The sequence below is a fragment of the Microbacterium galbinum genome, assembly GCF_023101185.1.
In the GTDB taxonomy this organism is placed as follows: Bacteria; Actinomycetota; Actinomycetes; order Actinomycetales; family Microbacteriaceae; genus Microbacterium; species Microbacterium galbinum.
The window spans coordinates 685732-710809 of the sequence record NZ_CP078077.1 but is presented as its reverse complement, the minus strand read 5'-3'; the positions used below and the strand labels follow the sequence as shown (position 1 = coordinate 710809).

Here is a 25078-nt window from a genome sequence, read left to right as displayed (position 1 = left end):
GCATCAGGCGACGTCGAGGATCCCGCGCTCCAGCGCCTCACGGGCGACGACGCGGTAGCCCTGCTCCGCGAAGAAAACCGTCATCCGATCGTCCTCGACGCTGACGACCGTGCCGACGCCCCACTCGCGGTGCTGCACGGCGTCGTCGGGGCGGATGTCGCCGGCATCCCGGTCGTTCCTCGCATCCCCCGATGTCGATCGGGGAGAGGAGCTCGTCTCTCCCGCGTCGCAGCGGTCGCACGCCCCGCACGCCTCCGGGGCCTCGACACCGAAGTACTCCAGCAGGGCGATGCGGCGGCAGCGCACCGCCTCGGCGTAGCCGCGCATGATCGCGATGCGCGATTCGCGGATCCGTCTCTGCGCCTCCTCGTGCTCGCGCACGGCCGTCACGATCGCGGCGGGCGTGCGGCGATCCGCCGCGGTGAATCCCTGCGCAGCGGATGCCGCGGCACCGATCTCGACGAGCGATCCGAGCACGCGTCCGGCTGCCCGCGCCGTCAGGCCCGCCTCATCGCCGATCGCCGTGGTGCGCGCGGGTCCGTCGGCACGCCGAAGGGCGGCCCAGACCGCTCTCACCTCGGCGGGTCGGGTGCGTCCCCCGGCGAAGAACGACCGCACGGAGAAGTCCTCGGGACGGTAGTGCAGCACGGCGTGCGCCGGCTCTCCATCGCGCGCGGCCCGGCCGATCTCCTGGGCGTAGGAGTCCAGCGACTCGGTGACGTCGGCGTGCACGACGCGGCGCACGTCGGGCTTGTCGATCCCCATGCCGAAGGCCGACGTGGCGACCACGACGTCGAGCCGCCCGGCGCTCCACGCGGCGTGCACCGCCTCCCGATCCCGCGCGGACATGCCGCCGTGGTACGCCGCGGCCCGCCGTCCGCGCTCGGTCAACGCCTCGGTGTACTCGCGCGTCTCCTTATGGGTCGCGACGTAGACGAGCGTGGCACCGGCCTCGTCCGCGGCATCGTCGACGACGGCTCGGCGCTTCTGCGCGTCGTCCTCGTAGCGGCGCACCGCGAGATGGATCTCGGGGCGGTCCATTCCGCGGATCTCGAGGTGCGGATCGCGCATGCCCAGACGCTCGACGATGTCGTCGCGCACGGGCGAGGAGGCGGTAGCGGTGAGGGCGAGCACCGGCGGATGCCCGAGGGCGTCGACCATGTCGCCGATGCGCGCGTAGTCGGGTCAGAAGTCGTGCCCCCACGCCGACACGCAGTGGGCCTCGTCGACGACGACCAGCCCCACGCTGGCGGCGAGGAGACGGTCGCGCACCTCGGATCGGGCGAGCTGCTCGGGCGCGAGGAACAGGTACACCGGCTCACCGCTCTCCACCGCCGCCCAGGCCTCGCGCACGGCCCGGGCCGAGGTGCGCGAGTTGATCGCGACGGCGGCCGGGGCATCCGGGGCGTGGTCGATCGATGCGACCTGGTCGCGCTGCAAGGCGAGAAGAGGAGAGATCACCAGTGTGACGCCCCCGAGCTCGAGTCCGGCGATCTGGTAGACCGCCGACTTGCCGGCGCCGGTCGGGAAAACGACGAGCGTGTCGCGTCCGCCGACGACGGCCTGGATGGCCTCGGCCTGACCCGGCAGGAGGGCGGACCAACCGAACGCCTCGCGGGCGGTCTGCCGTGTCTCGGCGAGGGTGAGGGTGCAGCTCACGGGTGGGATCCTCCGTTCGTGGCTGGCAGGGCGCCCGCGGTTTCGGGCGAGGGACGGCGCGCCAGTCGCACGCGGGCCAGCAGGACCCCGGCGAGGATGCCGCCGAGCCCGCCGAACACCATGTCGCCGATCGTGTCCTGGTAGGTCACGAAGATCTCGTCGCTCAGGAACGCCCAGCCGAGCCACTCGATCATCTCCCACACCGCGCTGATCGCGAGGGCGATGAGGGGGAGCAGCACGAGCGGCGTGCGCGGTCGGGCACCGGTGTCGAGGGTGAGGGCCACGACGCCGCAGCGCTCGAGCACGACGGCGGCGATGACCGCGAGCACCCCCGTGCACACGCCGTGCAGCAGCAGATCCCACCCGGTGATCGTCCGGTAGAGGTCGAAGACGTTGCTCCAGGCCGCGACGAGCACGGTGGCGCACGCGACGACGTCGAACCACGCTCGCAGTCCCAGCATCCGCGGCAGCATGAGCGCGGGCAGCGCGAGGGCGGCGATGCCCGCATCGGTGGGCTTCAGCCACACCGCCGCGGCGATCACCGCCAGCACCCCCACGACGCGCAGGCCGTCGGCCGCCCATTCCGCCGCGGTGCGCGGCGGGCGCAGGAAGTCTTCCTTCATCGTGTCGTTCTCCTCGCACTGCTCGCGTCGACGGCGCCGACGCGGATCACCGCCTGCACCGCGAGGTGGTCGGACGGATGCACCCCGTCGAAGGTGCGCGCATTCGCCCCCACCGCGCGCACCTGCACGCCGGGAGTGACCGCGATCGCGTCGATGCGGCGGTCCCCGACCCGGGGGCGTCGGTAATGCGTGTAGGTCCCCCAGTGCGGGGAGAGGTGCACGTCGGCGACGGCCCGGGCATCGGTCAGCCGTTCTCCGTCGAACAGCGCGCGCACCGAGGCCGAGCGGACATCGGCGTTGAGATCGCCCGTCACGACGGCGGGGATGCCCCGCTCCCGGACGAATGCGGCGATGTCCGCGGCCGATCGGCGCCGCGATCGCCGCGAGAACGGGTCGAGGTGCGTGTTCACGGCGAGCAGGCGCGCTCCGGTCGAGCGGTCGACGAACTCGGCCCACACGGCGATGCGCGGGATGGCGTTGCCCCACCCGGTCGAACCCGGCACGTCGGGGCGGTCGGACAGCGCCCGCTGGCCGCCGTCGACGAGCTGCAGGCGCGTGCCGTCGTAGAGCAGCGGCGTGCCCTCTCCCGTTCCCCCGCGCCCGCGTCCGCGTCCCAGCGACCGGTAGCCGTCGCCGAGCGCTCTCCGGATCGACGGCATCACGCGGGGCAGCGCCTCCTGCACCCCCAGCAGCGTCGGGCGCTCCGAGGTGAGGAGCGCATGCACGGCGGGAGCACGCGTGCTCCAGCGATCGGCGCGCGCGATCAGCGGCCCCTCCATCGCGCGGCGCACGTTGAGCGTCATCACGTGCAGCTCCGGCGGGGCGGTCGGGCCGATGAGCGTCGCGTCGGCGTTCATCGGCGGCTCCCGCGGGGCGACGACGTGCGTCGGCGGGTGCGATGGGCGAGCATCCGTGCCCACCGCAGCGGCGGGAAGTCGTGCGGCCAGTGCACGAGCACGCTGCGCATGCCGCGGTGCACGCGCCGGCCGAAGTGGCCGCCGGTGAACGGGCGCATCGACATGCCCATCGACAGTCCGGGGAGCGCGCGGATGCGGTGTCTCTCGCCGAGGTGGAAGGCGAGGTCGAGGTCATCGTGCACCTCGGGGTCCTGGCGGTGCACCTCGTCGCGCACCGCGAGCCAGGCGTCGCGGCGGAATGCGAGGTTCGAACCGAACAGGGGGCGGTGTCCGAGCGCCAGCCCGGTCACGGCCGCGTAGGCGCCGAGGTACAGCGCGGCCAGGGGAGCGCGGAGAGCGCTCGGGCCGTCGGTGAAGTGCGCCCGACCGGTGAACGCGGCGACGTCGTGCGCGGCGGCGAAAGCGCGCGAGACCTCGTCCACCCATCCCGCGCCCGGGACGCAGTCGGCATCCAGGCGAAGGATCAGATCGCCGTGCGCCGCATCGTACCCGGCGGCCGCGGCGGCGCCGATGCCGGGGTCGGCGCAGGTGATCACGCGGGCACCGGCCGCGCGGGCGACGACGGCGGATGCGTCGCTGGATGCGTTGTCGACCACGACGATCTCGTCCGCCGGCGTCGTCTGACCGGCGAGCGCGGCGAGGCAGAGGGCGAGGAGATCCGCGTCGTCCTTAACCGGGATCACGATCGAGGTGGTCAGCGTGCGCGGCGGTTGCATCGGTTCCCGTCTCCCGTGGTGCCGATCGTCGTCGAGATCCTCGGCGTGATCGTCTCGTCCCACGGTAGGCGGGCGGCGCGGAGTGGCGCATCGGGTTGACGCCCGCCGATCCCGCCGCTATCGGGCACCGCCATCGGGAACCGCCATCGGGAATACGGAAGGACCGACGCCTCTTGACTCCCGGTGTGAGTCTTTTCGATCCCGCCGTCTTCGGTGCCCTGAACCTGTCCAACCGCGTCGTCATGGCGCCGCTGACCCGCACGCGCGCAGACGACGCCGGCGTGCCCACCGACACGATGGTGGAGTACTACCGCCAGCGCGCGGGCCAGGGCCTGATCATCAGTGAGGGTGTGTGGCCCGCGGCCGAGGGCAAGTCGTACCCCGGTCAGCCGGGCATCGTCACCCCCGCCCAGATCGAGGGCTGGCGTCGGGTCGCCGACGCCGTGCACGCGGCCGGGGGGACGATCGTCATGCAGCTCATGCACGGAGGACGCGTCTCGCACCCGCTCATCTCGGGCGAGGACCGTGTCGTCGGCCCCAGTGCACTCGCCGCTCCGGGCCAGACCCGCACGCCCGAGGGCAAGGTCGACCTGCCCGTCGCGCACGCGCTGACCCTCGACGAGATCCCCGTGGTGATCGAGCAGTTCGCCCAGGCGGCGCGCAACGCGATCGCGGCCGGCTTCGACGGGGTCGAGGTGCACGGCGCCAACGGCTACCTCGTGCACGAGTTCCTCTCGCCGGTGTCGAACGTCCGCGACGACTCCTACGGTGGATCCCCCGAGAACCGTGCGCGCTTCGCCGTCGAGGTGACCCGCGCCGTCGCGGCGGCGGTGGGCGCGGAGCGCACCGGCATCCGTCTCTCTCCCCAGCACAACATCCAGGGCGTGCTCGAAGAGGACGATGCCGACGTGCGGGCGACCTACACCGCCGTCGCGAACGGTCTCGCCGCCCTCGGACTCGCGTTCGTCGACGTGCTCAACGCCGACCCGCGCGCCGATCTGGTGCAGGCGATCCGGGCGGCGTCGAAGGCCCCGCTCATCGTCAACTCCGGTTTCGCGACCCCGACCACCCGTGAGGAGGCCGTGGAGCTCGTCGACGAGGGTTGGGCGGATGCCGTCGCCGCCGGGCGCCCCGTGATCGCCAACCCCGACCTCGTCGAGCGTTGGCGCACGCGGGCCGAGCTCAACGAGCCCCGTCCCGAGCTGTTCTACGGTTCGACCGCGGAGGGCTACACCGACTACCCGTCGCTCGAGGAGTCGCGCTCGGAGGCCTGACGCGCGCACGTCGAGGCCCGGCGGCATCCGCTCGCTGTTTCGAGGCCCGACGGCATCCGCTCGCTGTTTCTTGACCCGACGGCATCCGGAAATGCATCGATCGGTGCGAAACGTCGATTCTGGGGACTGGAAGTCGACATTTCGCACCGATCGATGCGCTCGCAAGAGGGCGCGCGAGGGGTGGGGAGACCGTCAGACGATCGCCGCGCGCAGCGCTGCCGCCGCGTCGCCGACGTTGTCGGCGCTGTAGATCGCGCTGCCGGCGACGGCGACCTGCGCGCCGGATGCCTGCACCGCGGCGATGCTCGACGCATTCACGCCACCCGCGACCGAGAACGCGACGCCGGATGCCGCGCCGTCGGTGAGGAGGCTGTCGAGGGAGTAGCCCTCCTGCGCCTGCTCGTCGAGGCCGGCGTGCATCTCGACGAACTCCGCGCCGAGGCCGATGACCTGCTGGGCGCGGGCGGCCTTGTCGGCGACGCCGATCAGGTCGACGACGATGCCCTTGCCGTGCTTCTTCGCGGCCTTGACGGCACCGGCGATGGTGCTGTCGTCGGCGGCGCCGAGCACGGTCACGAGGTCGGCGCCCGCGCCGAAAGCGATGTCGGCCTCGAGCTCACCGGCATCCATCGTCTTGAGGTCGGCGAAGATCACCTTGTCGGGGTGCGCCTCCTTGAGCGCGGTGATCGCCGACAGGCCCTCGCTCTTGATGAGGGGCGTGCCGAGCTCGAGGATGTCGACGTGCGCCGCGGCGGCCGCGGCCAGCTCCAGGGCCTTCTCGGTGCTGAGGGTGTCGATGGCGAACTGCAGCTTCATGGGTGTTCCGTTCTTCTGGGGATGGTTCGAGGGGTGAGGGGCGGTGCGGGTCACTCGAGGTTCGCGTGCCGCGGCCACAGCTCGTCGGCGCTCGATCCCTGGCGCTGCCAGAGCGCGTGGAAGAGCCCGTCGCCGATCACGACGACGATCTGCTCGAACAGGCCGCCCGCGTACTGAGCGGATGCCTCGGCGCTGCGGTCGAGCTTCTGAGCCGCGGGCACCCGCACGCGCACGTCGGCGAGGTCGGAGAGGGGCGACGACTCGGCGGTGGTGATCACGCCGACGCGTGCGCCGATCTCGGAGGCGCGGGTGGCCGCGCGCACGATGGATTCCGTGGTGCCCGAGCCGCTCGCGGTGAGCAGCACGTCGCCCGCCGCGATGGCGGGAGTGGTGGTGTCGCCCACCACGTGCACCTCGAGGCCCAGGTGCATGAGGCGCATCGCCGTCATGCGCAGCGCGAGTCCCGAGCGGCCCGCGCCCATCACGAAGACGCGGTCGGCGTCGGTGAGGAGGGCGGCGAGGTCGTCGAGCTGTCGTGCGTTCGCGACGCTTGTGCGCTCGGCGGCGTGCAGGAGCTCGTTGGCGACGAGGGAGATCGCCGCTCCCGGGGAGATGGTGGCGGTGAGGGGCATGTACCCAGCCTCGCCAGCATCCGACCGTGGGGCGCTCCTGCCTCGGGACCGTTCCCCCTACCCGAAAGGAGGGGGCGGGATAGAGTGGGTGCCCATGAGCGCCACCGACCGCACCGACCGCACCGCGCAGACCACGTCGCGCCGCCTGACCGCCGACCACTCCCGCGCGCTCGCCGAGCAGCGCGACCGGTACGCGCTCACGCTCGAGTCCCTTCTCGCGACGCTGCGCTCGACCCGCCTCGACGACCGGGCGGCGCGCACGATCGCGGTCGACGTCGCCGCCGGTGCCCTCGTGGGGCTGCGCACCCTGAACGACGAGCAGGGGGCGGGCCTCGAGCCGGTCACCGGGGCGTTCGAACGGCTGCGCGGAGACCTGCGCCCACTCGTGCGGTACAGCGAGCTCGACGTGCAGTTCGTCGAACCGCCCGCCAACGGGCGTGCTCTCCCCGGCGACATCGCGCACTCCGCACGAGCCATCGTGCGCAGCACCGTGCTGGCGATCGTCGACCGCGGCGACACCCGGCGCGTGCGCATCCAGTGGGACTGCGACGGCCTCAACCTGCTCATCGGCATCCGCGACGACGGCCGCGGCGACCTCACCACCCACGACGACACGCTGCGCTCGATCGGGGAGCAGGTGTCGGCCCTCGCCGGGGACTTCTCGGTGTCGGCCACGCCGGGCTGGGGGTCGGAGGTCGGCATCCGCCTGCCCCTCGACCCACCCGCGGATGCCGGCGACCTGCCCGCCGCGATCGACGCCAGTCCTCGCGAGCGCGACGTTCTGCGGCTGATCGCCGCCGGTCGACGCAACCGGGAGATCGCGCACACGCTCAGCGTCAGCGAGAACACCGTGAAGTTCCACGTCTCGAACCTGCTGCGCAAGTCCGGGGCCACGTCGCGGGTCGAGCTCGCGGCGCTCGCGCGCGGCTGACCACCCGTTCGGAGGGGCGGACCCGTGCGAACGGGTGGGCGCGTCGGATCCGCGGGATGCCGTGGCCGCGCCGCCACCCCTTGACTCCGCCGCTCAGCGATCTAGCCTGGCTGGCATGTGCCGCAACATCATCCCCCTGAACAACCTCGAGCCCCCGGCATCCGACGACGAATGCCACGACGCCGCTCTGCAGTTCGTGCGCAAGATCTCGGGGACGAACGCTCCGTCGCGAGCCAACCAGGAGGTGTTCGACCGGGCGATCGCCGAGATCGAGCGGTCGGTGCGGAGTCTGCTCGACGGACTCGTCACCTCGGCGCCGCCGAAGAACCGTCAGGAGCAGGCCGCCAAGCGCCAGGCGCGCTCGGCGGAGCGCTACGAGGCGATCCGGGTGTTCCAGGACGCGAAGCGCGCCGCGCGCGCCGCCGAGGCCTGACCCGTCGTGCATCGATCGGTGCGAAACGTCGGCGAAGAGGCGCCATGACCGACATTTCGCACCGATCGATGCACTCGGGGAGGGGTCGCTCGGGGAGGGCTCACGCGGGAGGGGTCGCTCGGGGAGGGCTCACTCGGCGTCGGGCTGCGGCATCCGTCGCGTCGAGCCCTCGCGCAGCCGCCGCCGGATGCGCACGGCGATGAAGATCAGCACCAGCAGCGCGATCGCCCCGACCGCGATGTTCGAGATGAGCCCGCTCCACTCCTCGAGCACCGGCTTGATGGCCGGGCCGAACGCGAAGCCGAGACCGATCCAGATCGCGTTCCAGATGCCCGAGCCGATCAGCGTGTAGAGCGTGAACTTCCACAGCGGCATGCGCTCGATGCCCGCGGGGATCGAGATGAACGACCGCACGAGCGGTACGCAGCGTCCGAAGAGCACCGCCCCGCCGCCCCAGCGGGCGAAGAACGCCTCGGCCTTATCGAAGTCCTCGTAGTCGAGCAGGGGGATGCGCCCGACGATCCGACGCGTGCGGTCGCGCCCGACCGCGGCGCCGATCGCGTACCAGATCAGTGCGCCGACGAGCACGCCGAGAGTGGCCGCCGCCCACGCGCCCCACGCGCTCATCCGGCCCTCGTAGGCGAGGAACCCGGCGACCGGCAGGATCGCCTCCGAGGGGATCGGCGGCACGAACGTCTCGATGAGGATCGCGATGCCGACGCCCACCTCCCCGAGCGATTCGATGAGGCTCAGCACCCACCCGACGAAACCGTCGTAGGCGGGGGCGGATGCTTCCAGGGCGGGGGCGATGCGGCTCATCGTGTCCTCAGGTGTCGGGGATCGCGGTGGTCGTACCCGTCGACGCTATCCCGTGCACCTGAGTCCCGGCTCAGCGTCTGCCCCGGCTCAGCGTCCGCCCCGGCTCAGCGTCCGTCCCGGCTCAGCGTCCGCCCCGGCTCAGCGTCCGAGCTGGAACAGCTCGATCAGCTCCTGACGGCTCGAGACCTCGAGCTTGCGGAACGCGCCGCGCAGCTGCGACTTGACCGTGTTGACGCTCACGTGCTGCTTCGCGGCGATCTCGGTGTTCGAGAGCCCGGCCAGGGCCGACGCCACGACCGCGGCTTCACGGCGGGTGAGGGCCTCGGTCCCGGCGACGGCCGTCGTCTCCGACAGCCCGCGCAGGAGGTCGGCGATCCCGGGCTCGCCGCGCTCCTCGATCAGGTCGGCGAGCGTCCGGCGTGCGGCGGTCGACGCCGAAGGGAAGGCGGAGTAGAGGCCGTTCCAGGTGGCGAGCGCCGCGGCGCGCTGCAACAGGTCGTCGCGCTGCGAGGGCGAGCCCGTCTCGGCGGCGATGACGAGGGCCGGGATGATCACGCGAGGTCGAGCGCTCGACGCCTGCAGGAGAGGAGCGATCAGGCGGCGTGCGGCGGCGGGCTGTTCGCGCTGCAGCAGACGGCGCGCGAGCAGAGCAGTACCGGTCTGCGCCACGACGCTAGCATCGGCATCGGGCGCGGTGCTCCCGAGTTCTCGGGCCGCGCGGTCGGGCTGGTGCAGCAGCAGAAGCAGCAGATAGCGCACCATGGCCGTGTACTCGGCGTTCACGGGAACCTGGGCGTACTCCGGGGCGAGGCCCGAGACGAAGGAGTCGAACTCAGACAGCAGCACCTGGGCCTCGTCGCGCCGATCCGGCGGGGTGCTGTAGGCGCGCAGCGCGAAGTACGGGCCCCAGAAATCGAGCGACAGCGTGATGTCGATCCCGTCGAGGATGCCGCGCGCGGCGTCCATCTCGAGGCGGTCCATGTGCAGCACGGCATCGGCCATGCGGCCGGCGGCCGGGGCATCCGCGGCCCACCAGGCATCGGCCGGAACCTCCGGAAGCCGGCCGAGCCAGCGAGCCGCGTCGCGCCCGCGACCGTGCAGCGCGTGGATGAGGGCGCTGGCGCCCCCGGACGTGGTGCGCACGAGACGGTTGTCGACCGACTCGGCCCAGTCGTAGCTGCGCGCGAACTGCTCGAGCGCATCGTCGAACCGACTGGCGAGGAAGTATGTCACGGCCCAGTGGTAGTGGAGCTCGGGAAGGGCGTTCGCGAAGGTGGGCACCATCTCGACGGGGACGGCGCGCAGGGTCTCCACGGCCTGGTCGGCGGACGCGGCGGCGTCGGCCAGGCGTCCGTCGCCGCGCGCGGTCGCGATGCGGCCGGTGAGGGCCGCGAGCCGGTCGAGCGGCGGTGCATCCGGGTCGTCCGAGAGGATGTCGGGGTAGGCCCGCCGCTCGGGAAGTCGGTTCGACCGTCGGCGCAGGTGCTCCTCGGCGAAGCGCAGGCGCGGATGCGCCTCGAGAACGGCCGGGGGCAGGGACTCGATCGTGCGGATCAGCAGCTGCGGATGGTCCTGATAGAGGTCGCTCCAGCGAGAGCCCAGGATGCCGATCACCCCGGTCCAGTCGCCGCCTTCCCGTGCGGAGGCGAGCGACTGTTCGAGCTCTTCGGCGGCTCCTGCGGTCATCGGATCGATCTCTCCCTCGTCGTTCCCCTCGACCGTCCCAGTCTGGCAGAAGCGACGCGCGGTGATTGCGCAACCATCGCGCGTCGCGCTAAGCCCTCACGGTGGGAATCGCAACCCCCTCGGCGCCGGCATCCGGTCGTCGCAGGATGACGGTGACGTCGCGCGAATCGTGGCGCAGAAGGGACACTCTCATGACCGACACCACACCCGTCCAGCGGGTCGCCGAGCTCCTCAAGGACTTCCGCTTCGCGATGTTCACCACGCGCAACGCCGAGGGGCGACTCGTCTCGCATCCGCTCACCGTGCAGGAGGCCGAGTTCGACGGCGACCTGTGGTTCCTCGTGTCGAAGAGCGCCACGCTCGTGCTCGACGCGCAGGCCGACGAACGGGTGGGCGTCTCGCTCAGCTCGAACGACTCGTGGGTGTCGCTCTCGGGCACCGCGGAGCTGGTCGACGACCCGGCGAAGGTGCGCGAGCTCTGGAGCCCCACGGTCGAAGCCTGGTTCACGAACGGGCCGGACGACCCCGAGGTGGGCCTGCTGAAGTTCACTGCCGAATCCGCCGAGTACTGGGACAGCCCGGGCGGGAAGATCGCCTCGCTGTTCAGCTTCGTGAAGTCCAAGATCACCGGCGAGCCCTACGAGGGCGAGAACGAGACGGTCGAGCTGCCGCAGCGTTGAGTGCGGGGCATCCGTCATGCTGGTGAGGACGGATGCCTCGGCGATCGGGTCGTCCGCAGAGAGGACGGTGCCCGTGTCGGTGCTGGCTGGTCGTGTCTTCCTCGCGATCACGGGGGCGGTGTGCGTCGCCGCGCTCGTCGGGGCAGGTGTGGCGTGGCGGAGCACGGGATCGGATGCCGGTGGGCTGGGCATCCTTCTGGCGATCGGCGGCATCGCCGCCGTGCTGTGGGTCGTCGGTGCCGTCCTCACCGTGCGCTTCGTCGAGGCGACGGTCGATGCGCACGGCCTCGTGATCCGGCGGGTGTGGGGTCGTCGCAGGGTCGTGGAGATCACGGACGTGGACGAGGTCGTGGTGCTGGCCGACCTGATCCTGCCGTCACGCGTGGCGACGGCGCCGAACCCACGGGTCGTCCTGCGGAGGGAGGGTGCGGTGGTCGCGACGTTCACCCCGCGTGATGCGGCCGTCGTCGCAGACCTCGCGAGGTGCGGATGGGCTCCCGTCACGATCGTGGATCCGCTCACCCCATCCGAGGCGACGCGTCGTTATCCGGGCTCGGTCGGGCGCGGCGAGAGGTTCTCGCACGTCCTCCCCCTCGGCGCGGTCGTCGTCGGCGCGGCCGTCGCGATCGGAGTCGTCATCGTCGCCGTCGGGCGCTGACGGTCGTCGCGATCGGTGGGCGAGAGCTCCGGCATAGGCTGTCGGCGTGAGCGACGCACTCGACGACGGACCGTTCTTCCACGGCACGAAGGCCGATCTGCGGCCGGGCGATCTGCTGACCGCGGGGTTCCCCTCGAATTATCGCCCCGAGATCGTCATGAACCACATCTACTTCACGGCGATGCCGAACGGCGCGGGTCTTGCAGCCGAGCTCGCTCCCGGCGACCGTGCTCCCCGTGTGTACGAGGTCGAGCCGACCGGGGAGTTCGAGAACGACCCCAACGTCACCGACAAGAAGTTCCCGGGCAACCCCACCCGCTCCTATCGAAGCGCCGCCCCGCTGCGGGTCGTGCGCGAAGTCGACGACTGGGTGCGGTCGGCGCCCGAGGCGCTCGCCGAGTGGCGGCGCAAGCTCGCGGCGCTGCAGGGCGACGAGCGCGCCGAGATCATCAACTGATCTCAGAGATCCCAGTCGGCGATCGGGTGCACGGGAGCCTCCTCCACGAGCGCGACCGAGCTCACGTGCTCGACCGAGATGACGACGCGAGCGCCCGGCGAGACGAGCACGCTCACCAGCCCGTTGCGGTCGGAGATGTCGACGAACGTGGGCTCCGATCGGGCGGCGGCTTCGATACGCCCCATGAGTTCCAACAGGTCGCGGTCGCCGTCCAGGAGGAACTCGCGGCCATCGATGTCGATGCGTGCTCTCGTGTTCGTCCTCGGCTCGTCCATGCGCTCGACGGTAGACCCGATCCCGGCCGATCCTGAGGGGGTTGCGCGACTCGGATGCCGTTGGTAGCCGTCGCTCCGGCCGACGTCGTGCGACCGCGACTATGGTTTCGACCATGGGTTCATTGCACTACGGCGGCTCCGATTCCCCGATCCGCATCGAGGACCGCGCGCTCGCGCACCTCAAGGTGGCGATCGCCACGAAGCTGCGCCGCAACGAGAGCTTCACGCTGTCGTGGCGGCACAGCGACGGCGACGAGAACGGGCGGTCGACGATCTGGCTGCACCCCTCGATTCCGCTGCGCTTCACGTTCGACGACCCCGAGGCGCCGCAGCTGAACCTGAAGTGGATCGAGCAGCTGATGATGTCGGCGAACTCCTCGGGCGGCATCAGCCTCGTCGACGAGATGCTCGAGACGCTCGAGACGCCCGAGACGCCCGAGACGCCGCAGAACTGAGAGACGCTCGCGGGCGGGGGCCGCTCAGCGACGTACCGGGTCGCCCCCGCCGTCGAGGAATCGCGCGAGGTCGCGCATCGTGGGAGCGGCCTCCCAGTCGCCCGGCACGAGGCAGGCGATCGCACCGCAGGCGTTGGCGCGCCGGAGGCTGTCGGCGATGCCCTGCCCCTCGAGTCGCGCGCTGAGGTAGCCCGCCACGAACGCGTCACCCGCGCCGACCGTGTCGACCACGTCGATCGCGAAGCCGGGAGCGGCGGTGACGCCGTCGGGCGTGATGACGGTCGCCCCGTCGGGGCCCTGCTTCACCACGACCTGACCGACGCCCGCGGCGTGCAGCAGCGCCGCCGCGTCGGTCGCGGATGCCCCGGGGTACAGCACCGCGAACTCCTCGGCACCGCCGAACACGAGATCGGCGCGCTCCGCGAGCTCCCGCAGGATGGGCCCGGCGACGGCGACCGGGGCCAGCGCCGAGCGGTAGTTGATGTCGACGCTCACCGTCACCCCGGCGGCCGTCGCGCGGTCGACAGCGACCAGCAGCGTCTCGCGCGCCGAGGTCGACAGCAGCGGCGTGATGCCGGTGACGTGCAGGATCGCCGCGCGCTCGATCCACTCCGCGGGGAGGTCGTCGGGCCGCAGCCGAGATCCGGCCGAGCCCGCGCGGTAGTAGTGCACGGCGGTGGATGCCGCGAACGGCCGTTCCTTCACCATGAGCCCGGTCGGGGCATCCGCATCGACGATGCCGTGCACGTCGACGCCCTCGGCGCGGATCTCGCGCAGCACCCGCTCGCCGAGCGAGTCGTCGCCGACCCGGCCGAGCCACGAGACGGATGCCCCGAGTCGGCGCATCCCGATGGCCACGTTGCTCTCGGCCCCTCCCACACCGAGCGCCATCGCGCTCGCGTGCCGGAGGGAGCCGATCTCGGTGGTGCGCATCAGCGCCATGCTCTCGCCGAGAGTGATCACCCCGCCGGGCGTGATCATCCCGCGATCGTCACCCGTCATGAACGCGTCACCAGTCGTGGACGGTGCCGTCGAGCAGACGGTTCACCGGCAGGTACGCCTTGGTGTACTCGTGGCCCGCCGCGGCATCCTCGTCGAGCTCGACGCCCAGGCCGGGGTTGTCGCCCGGGTGCAGGAAGCCCTTGTCGAAGGTGAACGAGGTCTGGAACACCTCGAGCGTCTGGGCGTTGTGCGGCATGTACTCCTGGATCCCGAAGTTGTGGATCGCCAGGTCGAGGTGCAGCGCTGCGGCCATGCCGACCGGCGAGATGTCGGTCGGGCCGTGGATGCCGGACTTGATGCCGTAGATCGCCGCGAAGTCGAGGAGCTTCTTCATGGCGGTGATGCCGCCGGTGTGGGTGACGGCCGAGCGCACGTAGTCGATCAGACGCTCGGTGATGAGCGTCTGGTAGTCGTAAACCGAGTTGAAGACCTCGCCGATCGCGAGCGGCGTCGTGGAGTGCTGGCGCACCAGGCGCAGCGCCGTCTGGTCCTCGCCGGGGGTGCAGTCCTCGAGCCAGAACAGGTCGTAGGGCTCGATGTCCTTCGCGAAGCGCGCCGCCTCGATCGGGGTCATGCGGTGGTGCCCGTCGTGCAGGATGCGCAGGTCGGAGCCGAAGTCCTCGCGGATGCTGGCGAAGACGCCGGGCATGTGGTTCAGGTAGTTGCGGGTGTCCCACCGCTCTTCGCTGGGGCGGTCGCCCGAGCGCTTGGCGGGCTCGTAGTCGTAGCGCACGCCCGGGCCCGACGACGAGACGCCGTAGATCTGGCCGAGACCGGGCACACCGGTCTGCACGCGCACGGCCGTGTAGCCGAGCTCCTCGTAACCGGTGATCGCGTTCTTGAGGGCGGCGTAGTCGGTGCCGGAGGCGTGGGCGTAGACGCGCACGCCCTCGCGGCTGGCTCCGCCGAGCAGCTGGTACAGGGGCATGCCGGCCTTCTTGGCCTTGATGTCCCACAGGGCCATGTCGACCGCGGCGATCGCCGCCATCGTGACCGGGCCGCGGCGCCAGTACGGGCCGCGGTAGAGGTACTGCCAGGTGTCCTCGATGCGATCCTCGTCGCGGCCGACGAGCATCGAGGCGACGTGGTCGGCGAGGTACGAGGCGACCGCGAGCTCACGCCCGTTGAGGGTCGCGTCACCGAGGCCGGTGATGCCGTCGGAGGTCGTGATCTTGAGCGTGACGAAGTTGCGTCCGGGGCTGGTGATGTTGACGTCGACGAGCTCGATGGTCATGGCGTTCTCGGTTCTCCTGGTGAAGCGGGGTGTCGTGCGGGGGCGTGATGGGTGTGGTGCGGGGTGCGGCCGAAGGTCTCGGCCGCACCCCGGGTCGTGGTGCGTGGTGCGATCAGATCGCGTCGCGCGGATCGGTCAGATCGCGACCGGCGACCTCGGGCATCCAGATCGACGCGACGAGCGCGCAGAGCGTGAAGAACACGAGCATGATGATGATCGGGATGAACGAACCGGTGACGGCCGAGACCCACGCGGCGGCGATGACGGGGCCGGCGCCGGTCGCGATGATCGCCGCGATCTCACGAGCCATCGCGGTGTAGGTGTAGCGGTTACGGGCTCCGAACAGCTCGGGGAGCGTGAGGTTCTCGAGCGAGGCGAAGCTCATCACCGCGAGGTTGTGCAGCACCACGTAGCCGATGAAGACCTGCGTGGTGTCCTTGCTGCTGATCATGAGCATCGTCGGAACGATGACGATCAGGGCGATGATCGCCCACACCATGTACATGCGCTTGCGGCCGAAGCGGTCACCGAGCCAGCCCGACAGCGGCACCGTGATGAAGGCGACGAGCGACGAGACGATCACGGCGTTGACGCCGATCGAGCGGTCGAGCAGCAGCACGACGGTGATGTAGCTGATGAGGTACGTCTGGATCATGCCGGAGTTGCCGGCCTGACCGAAGCGCAGCAGCAGGGCGATCGAGAAGGCCTTCCACGGCTTGCGCTGCATCGCCTCGAGCGTGCGGATGTCTCCGGTCTCGGTGGCGAGCTGGATCGTCTCCTCGCGGGACAGGGCCTTGCCGTCGACGACGTCGTCGCGCTCCTCGAAGACCGGGGTCTCCTTGAGGTTGAAGCGCACCCAGATGGCGAACAGCATGATGACGGCGCTGGCGATGAACGGGATGCGCCAGGCCCAGTCGATGACCTCGTCCTCGCTGTAGGCGACGAGCAGGATCGCCCAGATGCCCGACGCGAGCAGCGTGCCGCAGTTCGTGCCGAGGGCGACGAGCGAGGCGATGATGCCGCGGCGCTTGGCCGGGGCGTACTCGGCGAGCATGACGCCGGCGCCGGAGATCTCGGCTCCCGCACCGAAGCCCTGGGCGATGCGCAGGAGCACGAGCAGGATCGGTGCGAGCACGCCCACCTGCGAGTACGTCGGCAGGAAACCGATGAGCGTCGTCGCGAGACCCATGAGCAGGATCGTGTAGAAGAGCACCTTGGTGCGGCCGGTCTTGTCGCCGAGGCGGGCGAAGAAGAACGCGCCGACGGGGCGGGCGACGTAGCCGACGCCGTAGGTGGCCATCGCGGCGACGACCGCGACGGCGGGGTTCTCGGACGAGAAGAACAGATCGGCGAAGACGAGCGCGGCTGCCAGCGAGTACAGCTGGTAGTCCATGAACTCGAGCGCGGTGCCGAGCCACCCCGAGATGGCGGCGCGGACGAGGTCGCGCACCGACCTCTTCGCGGTGGGATCGGCGGCCGGGGCCGTCGTGGTGGCGTCTGACATGGGAGGTACTCCTTCGGACCAGAAAGGGGGGTGTCGGATGCGGCGGGGCCGCGGGTAACGGGAGAGAGCGCTAGAGGGCGAGCAGCACCTTCGCGGAGGCGGAGGAGTCGCGCGCGATCGTGAACGCGTTCACGGCATCGGATGCCGGGAGCACGTGCGAGATCACGGGGTCGAGAGCATCCGACTCCGCGAGCATGCGCACCGCGTCGTCGATCTCGGTCGAGAATCGGAACGCGCCGCGGATCGTGAGCTCCTTGGCGAGCAGCGGCGCGAGGTTCACGCCGATGTCGGAGTTCGGGAGCATGCCGACCTGCACGATCGTTCCGGTGCGACGGGTGGCGCGCACGGCCTGGGTGAGGGCGACGCCCACGCCCGAGCACTCGAAGACGATGTCGTACGACTCGTTCTCGATCGTGTCGCGGCCGACGAGGGCGACCTCGGTCGCGCCGAGCGCCTGCGCGCGGTCGAGGGGCTCGGTGCGCACGTCGCTCGCGCCGACGACGCCGGCACCGGCGTGCACGGCCGCGGCGACCACCAGCAGCCCGATGGGCCCGGCGCCGATCACGAGCACGCGCTTGCCGCTGACATCGCCCGCGAGACCCACGGCGTGCAGCGCGACGGCCAGGGGCTCGGCGAGTGCGGCGCGCTCGAGCGGCAGGCCGTCGGGCAGCACGCGGATCATGTGCTCCTCGACGATCAGGTACTCGGACGCCCCGCCCTGACGGTGCGGGTTCGCCGCGGCGCTGCCGAGGTAGTCGCCGCCGGGGCGCAGGTGCGGGCGGTCCTCGAGGCCGGGGACGGATGCTCCGTAGCGGGCCGGGTGCACCGTCACCGGAGTGCCCGGAGCGAGGCGACCGGAGGAGTCGAGGTCGACGACGCCGGAGAGCTCGTGGCCGGGCACCAGGGGCTCGCGGATCGTGTACTCGCCGTTGGCGCCGTGGAAGTAGTAGTGCAGGTCGGATCCGCAGATGCCCACGAAGCCGACGCGCAGTCGCACCTCGCCCGCACCGGGCTCCGGGATCTCCCGGTCGTCCCAGCGGATGTCTTCCTTGCCGTGGATGACGAGCGACTTCATCGGCGGGCCTCCTTCGTGGCGTTCGTGGCGTTCGGATCGGTCGGGTCGTTCTCGAGCATGCCCTCTTCCGTGGCGGAGAGGGCGTCGGCGATCGCAGCGTCGACGCCGCTGCGGCGGATCGTGTCGACCAGTTCGCCGACGCGTGCGGCGAAGGCGTCCTGGTGGGCGAGCTCGCTGCCGAACAGACGGTGGTCGATGATCACGCGGCGCGCGAGGTCGACGCCGTCGCGTGCGCCCGACGCCAGCACGGCGAGGCGCTCGCGGGCGGGGTCGGTCATCGCGGCCGCGTGCACGCCGGGGTCGAAACCGCCGAGCGGGGCGTGGCACGACAGGTAGCCGGCGACCGTGAGGGCGATGAGGTGCGGCATCCGCCCCTGTCCGAGCGCGAGGAGCGCGGGCTCCGGGATGCGCTGGCGCAGCTTCACCGAGCCGTCCGATCCCACCTGGCGGGTCTGGTGCCCGAGGGCGCTGTTGCCCCAGCGCTCGAACAGCTCGGCCTCGTAGGCGCGGATGTCGACACCGGTGGGCACGTCGACCGACGGCTCGTATTCGTTGCGCATGACGCCGCGCGCGGCATCCGCGATCCGGTCGATGCCGATCGCCTCGGGGATCGTGCCGACCCCGCGAAGCGCGCCGAGGTAGGCGATGAGCGAGTGCGTGCCGTTGAGGAGGCGCACCTTCATCTGCTCGTAGCGGGCGACCTCCGAGGTGAAGACGGCGCCGCCGGCCTCCCAGGCCGGGCGTCCGCCGGCGAACGCGTCTTCGATGGCCCACATCGTGAACGGCTCGCCCGGCACCGGGATGGCGTCGACCGCGCCGAGGAGGCCGGTGACCTCGTCGCGCAGTCGGGCGGTGGTCGACGGCACGATGCGGTCGACCATGCTCGAGGGGAAGGTGACGGCACGGTCGAGGTAGTCGAGGACGTCGGATGCTTCGCCGCCGGGCAGAGCCTGCAGGAACTCGCGCACGAGCTTCTCGGTGTGCTTGCCGTTCGCGGCGAGGTTGTCGCAGCTGAGGATCGAGATCGGCTCGGCGCCGGCGCGGGCACGGGCCTGGAGTCCGCGGGCGAGCTGGCCGATCGTCGACCGCGGCGCGCCGCCCTGCAGGTCGGCGCGCACGGTCTCGTCGTCGAGGTCGAGGTGCTCGGTGGCGGGGGAGTAGCTGTAGCCGTTCTCGGTGACGGTGAGCGTGACGATGCGGATGCCGGCGTCGGCGATGTGGGCGACCACGCGCTCGGGCTCGTCGCCGGCGACGAAGGCGTCGGTGTGCACGCCGGGGATCGCGAGGCTGGTGCCGGCGGGGGAGATGGTGGCGACCGAGTAGAGGAGGTCCTGCGCGTGCATCGCGTCGACGACGGTGCGCGAGCGGGAGGCGGCGCCGATGATGCCCCAGTCCCCGCCGTCCTGGGCGATGGCGGCGGCGGTGTACATCGCCTGGTGCGCCCGGTGGAAGCTGCCGAGACCCAGGTGCAGGATGCCGGTGCCGGTGGGGGTGACCAGCGGAGCGGTGGCCGCGGGGGTGGCGCGGCTCAGGATCCGGAGATCGGCGTTGATCGTCATGTAAAGCAGTGTGTATGAGTTGTACAAACTTGTCAAGCCCGTTTCATGGTGGGGAACGTGCCATAGGATTGCGGCAACCGGAGGGGTGGACGTGGCAGCGACATTGACGGACGTGGCGAAGCGCGCAGGCGTATCGATCGCCACGGCATCACGCGCCTTCGGAGAACCCGACCGCCTCGCCCCCACCACCCGCGAGCGCGTGCTCGAAGCCGCCGCCGACCTGGGCTACGCGAACCCCCAGGCGGGCACCGCCACCCGCACCTTCGGCGTGATCGTGCCCGACGTCGCCAACCCCGTCTACGGCAAGCTCCTGAAGGCCATCCAGGGCCAGGCGTGGCACGGGCGCCATCGCATCGTGCTGTTCGATGCCGACGAGGACCTGCGCCGCGAGCGCGAGCAGATCGAGCAGGCCCGCAAGCTCGACGGCATCCTGCTCTGCTCTCCGCGCCTGCCCGATGCCGACGTCACGGCCCTCATCGGCGGCACCCCCTCGGTCGTCGTCAACCGACAGATCGACGGCATCCCCAGCGTGCTCATGGACGCCGAGCACGGCCCCGCGCAGGCGATCGAGCACCTCTTCGCGCTCGGGCACGAGCACATCGCCTACGCCTCCGGTCCCCGCGGTTCGTGGGCGGACGCCCGTCGATACGACACCATCGAGCGCGCGTGCGATCGCCACGGCATCCGTCTCACCCGGCTCAGCCACCACGAGGCGTCGATCCAGGGAGGCCGCGCCGCCGCCGCGCTCGCCGCGGCCAGCGGAGCGACCGCCGTCGTCGCCTACAACGACCTCGTCGCGATCGGCCTCGAGGCGGGGCTCCTCGACCTCGGACTCACCTGCCCCGACGACGTGAGCCTGGTCGGCATCGACGACATCGATCTCGCCGGCGCCGTGACCCCGGGCCTCACCACCGTGCAGATGCCGATCGAGCGCAGCGGCGCTCTCGGTGTCGACCTGCTGCTGCAGGCGATCGCGGGCGCCGTGGTCGGAGAGGCCGCGACGCTCAGCTCGCAGCTCATCGTGCGGGCCTCCACCGCCGCGCCCCGCCGAGCCTAGGCGTCAGGCGTCGATGCGGCACCGGCACCTGCCTGCCGACGTTTTAGTACGACTGTGCTAACTTAACGCCATGAATACACGCACCCCGGGTCCGCGCCGATGATCCTCGTCGCCATCATCGCCTGCGAGATCGCGTTCTGGGTCGCGATCGTCGCCGGCCTCGTCGCGCGGTACCCGCTTCGCCGGCCGAGGCTCGGCGTCGGATTCCTCGTCGCCGCACCGCTCATCGATCTCGTGCTCCTGACGCTCGTCACGGTCGACCTCCTCGGCGGGGCGACGGCATCCTGGCACCACGGTCTCGCCGCCCTCTACATCGGTATCTCGATCGCCTACGGGCATCGGATGATCGCGTGGCTGGACGCGAAGTTCGCGACGCGGTTCCGCGGGGCGCCGCGCCGTGCTCCGCTCACGGGGGCGGCGTACACGGTGGCCTGCTGGAAGGACGTGGCGCGCACCGCGCTCGCGGTCGCCATCGCGGCCGCGATCCTCGGGGGACTCATCGCCATCGTGGCGGCTCCCGACCGCACGGCCGAGTTGCTCGGGTTCTTCCGGATCCTCGGCATCGTCCTGGCGGTCGACGTGATCTGGGCCGTCAGTTACACGCTCTGGCCGAAGAAGGCGCCCGCGGAGGCCGCCCCGGTACGGTGAGGACATGCCCAAGCTGATCGACCACGCGCAGCGCGACCGTGAGATCGGCGAGGCGGCGATGCGCGTGCTCGCGCGGGACGGCCTCGTCGCGCTCTCGGTGCGGAAGGTCGCCGAGGAGGCGGGGCTCGCGACGGCATCCCTCCGCCGCGCCTTCCCGACGCAGGCGGCCCTGCGGTCGTTCTGCCTGGACGGGATCCGCTCCGCTGTCGCCGATCGCCTGCGGCGCCTCGACGGCGACGGTGGGCGCTTCGTGATCGCGATGCTCGAGGAACTCCTCCCTCTCGACGAGGTGCGGCGCACCGAGCTGATGGTGCAGCTCCAGCTGGGCAGCCTGGCGCTGACCGACGGCTCGCTGGCTCCCTCGGTGCGCGAGCTCAGCGGCGGCGTGCGGCGGGTGTGCGACGCCGCCATCGCAGAACTCGTACGCGTGGGCGAGGTGCCCGCGTCGGTCGACGCCGCCTTCGAGGGCGACCGTCTCCACGCGCTGCTCGACGGGCTCGCGCTGCGTCTGCTGTGGAGCACGGACTCCGATGCGGGTGCTCGCGCGCGGACCATGCTGGAACGGCACTTCCGGATGCTCGGGCGCGGAGACGGGTGAACCGCGGTCTCCGTGAATGCGGCGCCGTCGTCGCGGGGCGCCCCGACGCCTGCGCCGAAGTCAAGCCCTTTCCGGAGCCCGGGGTATTCCGGGAGCATGAAGTGCGACGGCATCGTCGGATGCCGGAAGGAGCACTCTCATGAGCATCGGAACCGGAATCGTCCTCTTCGTGATCGGCGCGATCCTCGCGTTCGCACTGAACGTGCAGCTGGACTGGGTGAACCTCGACCTCGTCGGCTACATCCTCATGGCCGCCGGAGCGATCACGGCCATCATCGGAATCATCGTCATGGTCTCCCGTCGCGGTCGCACCCGTGGCACGACGACGGTCGTCGAGGACGACCGTATCTGACCCTCGGCACCCTCGCGGTGCCGCTCGGACGCATCGAGACCCACCGAGGTGCTCGGTGGGTCTCGTCGCGCTCGGTGGGTTTCGACGAGGTGCGGGGCGTAGCGCGGCGCGGGGTTCAGCGAGATGCGCGTCTCAGCGCTCGAGGCTGTCGCTCTGATCGAGCGGATCCTGCTCCCCGTCGTGCGGGGCGCCGTGATCGGAGCCCTCGTCGGCCGTGAAGACCTTGCCGTCGTCGGCGGGTTCGGCGGCGGCATCCGCGGCGGCGTCGTAGGGGCCGCTGTCGTCGGGGTACGCTTTCGGGTCGCTCATGGGTTGTCCTCTCGTCGACGGGCCGCCGGTCGATCCGGGCGGATGCCCAGCCTCGCGCATCGTCTCGATCGGCACCCGCCCGTTGACAGGCGGACGAAAGGGTGTCGCTCGCCTCAGTCGCGCGGTGCCGCGAACTCGATCACCCGTGTCGATCGCCCGTCCGGGGCCCAGACACCCGCGGCGATGCGGCCGGGGGCGAGAGGGGTGAGCGATTCGATCTCCGCGTCGTCGCCGAGCATCTGCGACAGGTCGACCCGCACGGCGGAGTCGAGCGCCGAACCGGTGAGCACGAGCGCGTCCTCCGGTGCGACGAGCGCCGCCCGGTCGTCGTCGACCCAGCAGGCGGCGAGTCCGAAACCGTACTCCGCATCGATGTCGGCGGCCGACACCTGACCGACCTCGTCGAGTGACGGCCACGCGAACACCCGGGCGGTCTCGGGATCGCTCGGGTAGGGAGCCATCAGCAGCCGGTCCCCGGCGGCGCGGAACCCGGCGATCACCGGGTCGTGTCCTGAGAGGATCTCGGTCAGCCGCAGTTGCGCCCCCGCCGGACTGGAGGCATCGACATCGACATCGACGCGGAGGGCGAGGCATCCGTCCTGCCCCATCGCGAGCTCGATCACGGCGACCGGATCGATCGGATGCCGGTGCACGACGGCCATCGCATCGTCGGCGTCGACGGCCTGCTCATCGAGTAGCGCCCCCGTCGCGTGGTCGAGCAGCAGCACCCGATGCCCGCCGTCGTCACCCGGCGCGGTGGCGACGACGAGATCGCCGACGAACGCGGCCGCGTCAATCGAGAGGCCCGTGACCGTGACGGTGTCGTCGCCGACGAGGACGGTGTCGCCGCCGGCGGTGAGCACCAGGCGATCGAGGGCGGATGCCGCGCGCACACGCACCTCGTCGGTGAGCGCGAGAGCCCGGCCGTTCACCTCGCTCAGCTGATCGTCGAGCAGCCGAACCGCGCCCTCGTTCCACCGGGCGAACCACCGGCGTCCGTCCTGTTCGCCCGCGTCCGCGAGGTCGGGCAGTTCTTCGAGGATCGCGATCACGCGTGCATCCGTGGGCATGCCCCCACCGTATCGGCGCGGCCCGCACCGAAGAGGTCAGCCGGCGTCGAAGAGATCAGCCCGCACCGAAGAGATCAGCCGGCGCAGGTCTCGAACACGTACGCCTCGTCGCCGGGGGTCACGAGGTTCCGGTCGCGCAGCACCATCGAGGCGGGCGACTCGTCGTCGGCGCACATCTCGGCGAAGGTGCGGGGCAGCTCGTCGCTGTACTCGATGTCGATCACGGCCTCGCCGTAGACATCGGTGTACGCCGAGCACTCCTCGTAGGCGGCGCACTCCTCGGTCACGGCGAAGTCGAATCCCGCCTCGTCGTGCAGCACCACGGCATCCTCGGCGGCGTTCTTCTGGCCGGCGGCGAGACCGGCACCGTGCGCGGCGTCGACGAGCAGTGTCGCGAGGGCGAGGTTCCCCTCGAGCGTGAGGGCACCGTCGGACCGGGTGTACGAGTCGAGGTTGTCGAATTCGACCGCGTCGAACCCGGCGTCCGCGCATCCCTCGATCCACGGGGTGACCAGGGCGGCGATGCGCTCGCGCTGCGCGGGCGTCGAGGTGTCGACGAGAGCCTCATCGGGCCAGTCCGGGTCGAAGACCGGCGCGCCGTCGCGCTGCAGCAGCAGGTCGTCGTCCCAGAGGTCGAGTTCGCCGGGCTGCGTCTGGAATCCGTTGACGTAGCAGATCGAGTACACGCCGTCGGCGGGCTCGGCCGCGCGATCGCGCCCGACGATCCCGACCCCGGATGCCGGTGCGTAGGCGCCGCCCAGCTGGTAGTCGGGCGCGGCGCCGGCGGGTGGCGCGCTGGAGGATCCGGATGCCGGGGCGTCCGTGGTGGCGCACCCCGCGAGCGCGGCGACCGTCAGCACAGCGATCATGAGAGCGGAGGTGGGGCGGGCGCGCATGAGAGCAAATCTACTGGGCGATCCTGCTCGGACGATTCGGGAATGCGGATGCCGCGGACGTGGTTTCATATTCATGCAATTGCATGTAATTGGGAAGGACCCCTCATGACCACCACGTACGACGTCGGCTTCCTCGTCGGCAGCATCTCCTCGACCTCGATCAACCGCCGCCTGTCGAAGGCGCTCGTGAAGCTCGCCCCGCAGGCGGGCCTGAACCTCACCGAGATCCCGCTCGTCGACCTGCCCTTCTACTCGGCCGACAACGACGGTGCGATCCCGGCCGAGGCCGCGTCGTTCAAGGAGGCGATCGAGGCCTCCGATGCGATCATCGTCATCACCCCCGAGTACAACCGCTCGGTGCCGGGCGTGCTGAAGAACGCGCTCGACACCGCGAGCCGCCCGTGGGGCCAGAACAGCTTCGCGGGCAAGCCGTCCGCCGTGATCGGCGCCTCGGTCGGTGCGATCGGTACCGCCGTCGCGCAGCAGCACCTGCGCTCGATCCTCTCCTTCCTGGCGTCGCCGGAACTCGCGCAGCCGGAGGCCTACGTGCACATGCGCGAGGGACTGATCACCGATGATGGCGAGGTCACCGACGAGTCGACGACCGAGTTCCTCCTCTCGTGGCTCACCGCCGTGCACACGCACATCGCGAAGACGCTCAGCCCTGTCAGCTGATCGCTCGTCTCGAAGGGGCTCGCGGCCATCGGCTGCGGGCCCCTTCTGCGTGAGCGGGGGTGGTGATC

30 protein-coding genes are annotated in these 25078 nt (G+C 71.1%); 12 read left to right on the top strand and 18 right to left on the bottom strand.

The window, feature by feature from the left end; all coding sequences use genetic code 11:
• Positions 1–3 precede the first annotated feature (3 nt).
• Genes KV396_RS03565 through KV396_RS03545 form a run of 5 tightly spaced genes read right to left on the bottom strand, consistent with a single transcriptional unit; the run spans position 4 to position 3915 of the window.
• The gene (locus KV396_RS03565; RefSeq protein WP_247956841.1) at positions 4–1161 is read right to left on the bottom strand and encodes a DUF3553 domain-containing protein; all 1158 of its coding nucleotides are present in this window, start codon (positions 1159–1161) and stop codon (positions 4–6) included.
• A 24-nt stretch (positions 1162–1185) separates the two neighbouring features.
• On the bottom strand, positions 1186–1659 hold the full coding sequence (locus KV396_RS03560) for a DEAD/DEAH box helicase (RefSeq protein ID WP_247956840.1): 474 nt from the start codon (positions 1657–1659) through the stop codon (positions 1186–1188).
• A complete protein-coding gene (locus KV396_RS03555; protein WP_247633919.1) occupies positions 1656–2282 on the bottom strand; it encodes a hypothetical protein in 627 nt (208 codons plus the stop codon). The genes KV396_RS03560 and KV396_RS03555 overlap by 4 nt, the downstream gene beginning before the upstream one ends.
• Positions 2279–3139: an endonuclease/exonuclease/phosphatase family protein gene (locus KV396_RS03550; protein WP_247956839.1), complete on the bottom strand. Its 861-nt coding sequence runs from the start codon at positions 3137–3139 to the stop codon at positions 2279–2281. Before KV396_RS03550 ends, KV396_RS03555 begins: the two co-directional genes overlap by 4 nt.
• Positions 3136–3915: a glycosyltransferase gene (locus tag KV396_RS03545; RefSeq protein WP_247956838.1), complete on the bottom strand. Its 780-nt coding sequence runs from the start codon at positions 3913–3915 to the stop codon at positions 3136–3138. Before KV396_RS03545 ends, KV396_RS03550 begins: the two co-directional genes overlap by 4 nt.
• A gap of 185 nt (positions 3916–4100) precedes the next feature.
• Here KV396_RS03545 and KV396_RS03540 point away from each other — a divergent pair, with 185 nt between their 5' ends.
• Positions 4101–5189, top strand: a complete 1089-nt coding sequence (locus KV396_RS03540; RefSeq protein WP_247956837.1) for an alkene reductase — start codon at positions 4101–4103, stop codon at positions 5187–5189.
• Positions 5190–5381: 192 nt separating this feature from the next.
• On the opposite strand, the gene hxlA is transcribed toward KV396_RS03540, so the two are convergent.
• Both hxlA and hxlB read right to left on the bottom strand, forming a co-directional pair.
• Positions 5382–6005, bottom strand: a complete 624-nt coding sequence (gene hxlA, locus KV396_RS03535) for a 3-hexulose-6-phosphate synthase (protein ID WP_247624623.1) — start codon at positions 6003–6005, stop codon at positions 5382–5384.
• Positions 6006–6055: 50 nt separating this feature from the next.
• Entirely contained in the window at positions 6056–6637 is a 582-nt protein-coding gene (gene hxlB, locus KV396_RS03530) for a 6-phospho-3-hexuloisomerase (protein WP_247624624.1), read from the bottom strand.
• 94 nt (positions 6638–6731) lie between these two features.
• On the opposite strand from hxlB, the gene KV396_RS16790 reads away from it, so the two are divergent.
• Positions 6732–7568 carry a helix-turn-helix transcriptional regulator gene (locus tag KV396_RS16790; RefSeq protein ID WP_282185370.1) on the top strand — a complete coding sequence of 279 codons (837 nt, stop codon included), beginning with the start codon at positions 6732–6734 and terminating at the stop codon, positions 7566–7568.
• A gap of 115 nt (positions 7569–7683) precedes the next feature.
• Positions 7684–8001 carry a DUF2277 domain-containing protein gene (locus KV396_RS03520; protein WP_247624625.1) on the top strand — a complete coding sequence of 106 codons (318 nt, stop codon included), beginning with the start codon at positions 7684–7686 and terminating at the stop codon, positions 7999–8001.
• A gap of 129 nt (positions 8002–8130) precedes the next feature.
• On the opposite strand, the gene KV396_RS03515 is transcribed toward KV396_RS03520, so the two are convergent.
• Together KV396_RS03515 and KV396_RS03510 are read right to left on the bottom strand one after the other, a co-directional pair.
• Positions 8131–8820, bottom strand: coding sequence for a DedA family protein (locus tag KV396_RS03515; RefSeq protein ID WP_247956836.1), 690 nt, complete (start codon positions 8818–8820; stop codon positions 8131–8133).
• A 138-nt stretch (positions 8821–8958) separates the two neighbouring features.
• The gene (locus KV396_RS03510) at positions 8959–10506 is read right to left on the bottom strand and encodes a helix-turn-helix transcriptional regulator (RefSeq protein WP_247956835.1); all 1548 of its coding nucleotides are present in this window, start codon (positions 10504–10506) and stop codon (positions 8959–8961) included.
• A 191-nt stretch (positions 10507–10697) separates the two neighbouring features.
• Between KV396_RS03510 and KV396_RS03505 the strand changes: the two genes are divergently transcribed.
• Genes KV396_RS03505 through arr form a run of 3 tightly spaced genes read left to right on the top strand, consistent with a single transcriptional unit; the run spans position 10698 to position 12301 of the window.
• The gene (locus tag KV396_RS03505) at positions 10698–11186 is read left to right on the top strand and encodes a pyridoxamine 5'-phosphate oxidase family protein (RefSeq protein WP_247624628.1); all 489 of its coding nucleotides are present in this window, start codon (positions 10698–10700) and stop codon (positions 11184–11186) included.
• A gap of 16 nt (positions 11187–11202) precedes the next feature.
• A complete protein-coding gene (locus KV396_RS03500; protein ID WP_247956834.1) occupies positions 11203–11844 on the top strand; it encodes a hypothetical protein in 642 nt (213 codons plus the stop codon).
• 46 nt (positions 11845–11890) lie between these two features.
• Positions 11891–12301, top strand: a complete 411-nt coding sequence (gene arr, locus KV396_RS03495) for an NAD(+)--rifampin ADP-ribosyltransferase (protein WP_247956833.1) — start codon at positions 11891–11893, stop codon at positions 12299–12301.
• 2 nt (positions 12302–12303) lie between these two features.
• Here arr and KV396_RS03490 read toward each other — a convergent pair whose 3' ends face one another.
• Complete coding sequence (locus KV396_RS03490) at positions 12304–12576, bottom strand: hypothetical protein (RefSeq protein ID WP_247624631.1); 273 nt, start codon at positions 12574–12576, stop codon at positions 12304–12306.
• Positions 12577–12689: 113 nt separating this feature from the next.
• On the opposite strand from KV396_RS03490, the gene KV396_RS03485 reads away from it, so the two are divergent.
• Positions 12690–13031 (top strand): DUF7882 family protein, encoded by a 342-nt coding sequence (locus tag KV396_RS03485; RefSeq protein ID WP_247956832.1) that lies wholly within the window; start codon positions 12690–12692, stop codon positions 13029–13031.
• 24 nt (positions 13032–13055) lie between these two features.
• Here the strand turns inward: KV396_RS03485 and KV396_RS03480 are convergent, their stop codons facing one another.
• The 5 genes from KV396_RS03480 to KV396_RS03460 form a co-directional block, all read right to left on the bottom strand.
• Positions 13056–14012: a sugar kinase gene (locus KV396_RS03480; RefSeq protein WP_247956831.1), complete on the bottom strand. Its 957-nt coding sequence runs from the start codon at positions 14010–14012 to the stop codon at positions 13056–13058.
• A 28-nt stretch (positions 14013–14040) separates the two neighbouring features.
• Positions 14041–15267: a D-mannonate dehydratase ManD gene (manD, locus tag KV396_RS03475; protein ID WP_247624634.1), complete on the bottom strand. Its 1227-nt coding sequence runs from the start codon at positions 15265–15267 to the stop codon at positions 14041–14043.
• 112 nt (positions 15268–15379) lie between these two features.
• Complete coding sequence (locus KV396_RS03470) at positions 15380–16771, bottom strand: MFS transporter (RefSeq protein ID WP_247624635.1); 1392 nt, start codon at positions 16769–16771, stop codon at positions 15380–15382.
• Positions 16772–16841: 70 nt separating this feature from the next.
• On the bottom strand, positions 16842–17846 hold the full coding sequence (locus KV396_RS03465; RefSeq protein ID WP_247956830.1) for an L-idonate 5-dehydrogenase: 1005 nt from the start codon (positions 17844–17846) through the stop codon (positions 16842–16844).
• The gene (locus KV396_RS03460) at positions 17843–19405 is read right to left on the bottom strand and encodes a mannitol dehydrogenase family protein (RefSeq protein ID WP_247956829.1); all 1563 of its coding nucleotides are present in this window, start codon (positions 19403–19405) and stop codon (positions 17843–17845) included. Before KV396_RS03460 ends, KV396_RS03465 begins: the two co-directional genes overlap by 4 nt.
• Before the next feature lie 112 nt (positions 19406–19517).
• Between KV396_RS03460 and KV396_RS03455 the strand changes: the two genes are divergently transcribed.
• The 4 genes from KV396_RS03455 (at position 19518) to KV396_RS03440 (ending at position 22060) form a co-directional block, all read left to right on the top strand.
• Complete coding sequence (locus KV396_RS03455) at positions 19518–20462, top strand: LacI family DNA-binding transcriptional regulator (protein ID WP_247633932.1); 945 nt, start codon at positions 19518–19520, stop codon at positions 20460–20462.
• A 99-nt stretch (positions 20463–20561) separates the two neighbouring features.
• Positions 20562–21110, top strand: a complete 549-nt coding sequence (locus KV396_RS03450) for a hypothetical protein (protein WP_247956828.1) — start codon at positions 20562–20564, stop codon at positions 21108–21110.
• Positions 21111–21114: 4 nt separating this feature from the next.
• Positions 21115–21708, top strand: a complete 594-nt coding sequence (locus tag KV396_RS03445) for a TetR/AcrR family transcriptional regulator (protein ID WP_247956827.1) — start codon at positions 21115–21117, stop codon at positions 21706–21708.
• A 139-nt stretch (positions 21709–21847) separates the two neighbouring features.
• Positions 21848–22060, top strand: coding sequence for a DUF6458 family protein (locus KV396_RS03440; RefSeq protein WP_247624641.1), 213 nt, complete (start codon positions 21848–21850; stop codon positions 22058–22060).
• A 132-nt stretch (positions 22061–22192) separates the two neighbouring features.
• Here the strand turns inward: KV396_RS03440 and KV396_RS03435 are convergent, their stop codons facing one another.
• The 3 genes from KV396_RS03435 to KV396_RS03425 all read right to left on the bottom strand — a co-directional run bounded on the left by KV396_RS03435 (position 22193) and on the right by KV396_RS03425 (position 24335).
• Positions 22193–22369: a hypothetical protein gene (locus KV396_RS03435; RefSeq protein WP_247956826.1), complete on the bottom strand. Its 177-nt coding sequence runs from the start codon at positions 22367–22369 to the stop codon at positions 22193–22195.
• 113 nt (positions 22370–22482) lie between these two features.
• Entirely contained in the window at positions 22483–23439 is a 957-nt protein-coding gene (locus KV396_RS03430) for a hypothetical protein (RefSeq protein ID WP_247956825.1), read from the bottom strand.
• Between the two features lie 74 nt (positions 23440–23513).
• On the bottom strand, positions 23514–24335 hold the full coding sequence (locus tag KV396_RS03425) for an endo alpha-1,4 polygalactosaminidase (protein ID WP_247956824.1): 822 nt from the start codon (positions 24333–24335) through the stop codon (positions 23514–23516).
• A gap of 105 nt (positions 24336–24440) precedes the next feature.
• Here KV396_RS03425 and KV396_RS03420 point away from each other — a divergent pair, with 105 nt between their 5' ends.
• Positions 24441–25010, top strand: a complete 570-nt coding sequence (locus KV396_RS03420; protein ID WP_247956823.1) for an NADPH-dependent FMN reductase — start codon at positions 24441–24443, stop codon at positions 25008–25010.
• Positions 25011–25078: the final 68 nt, after the last annotated feature.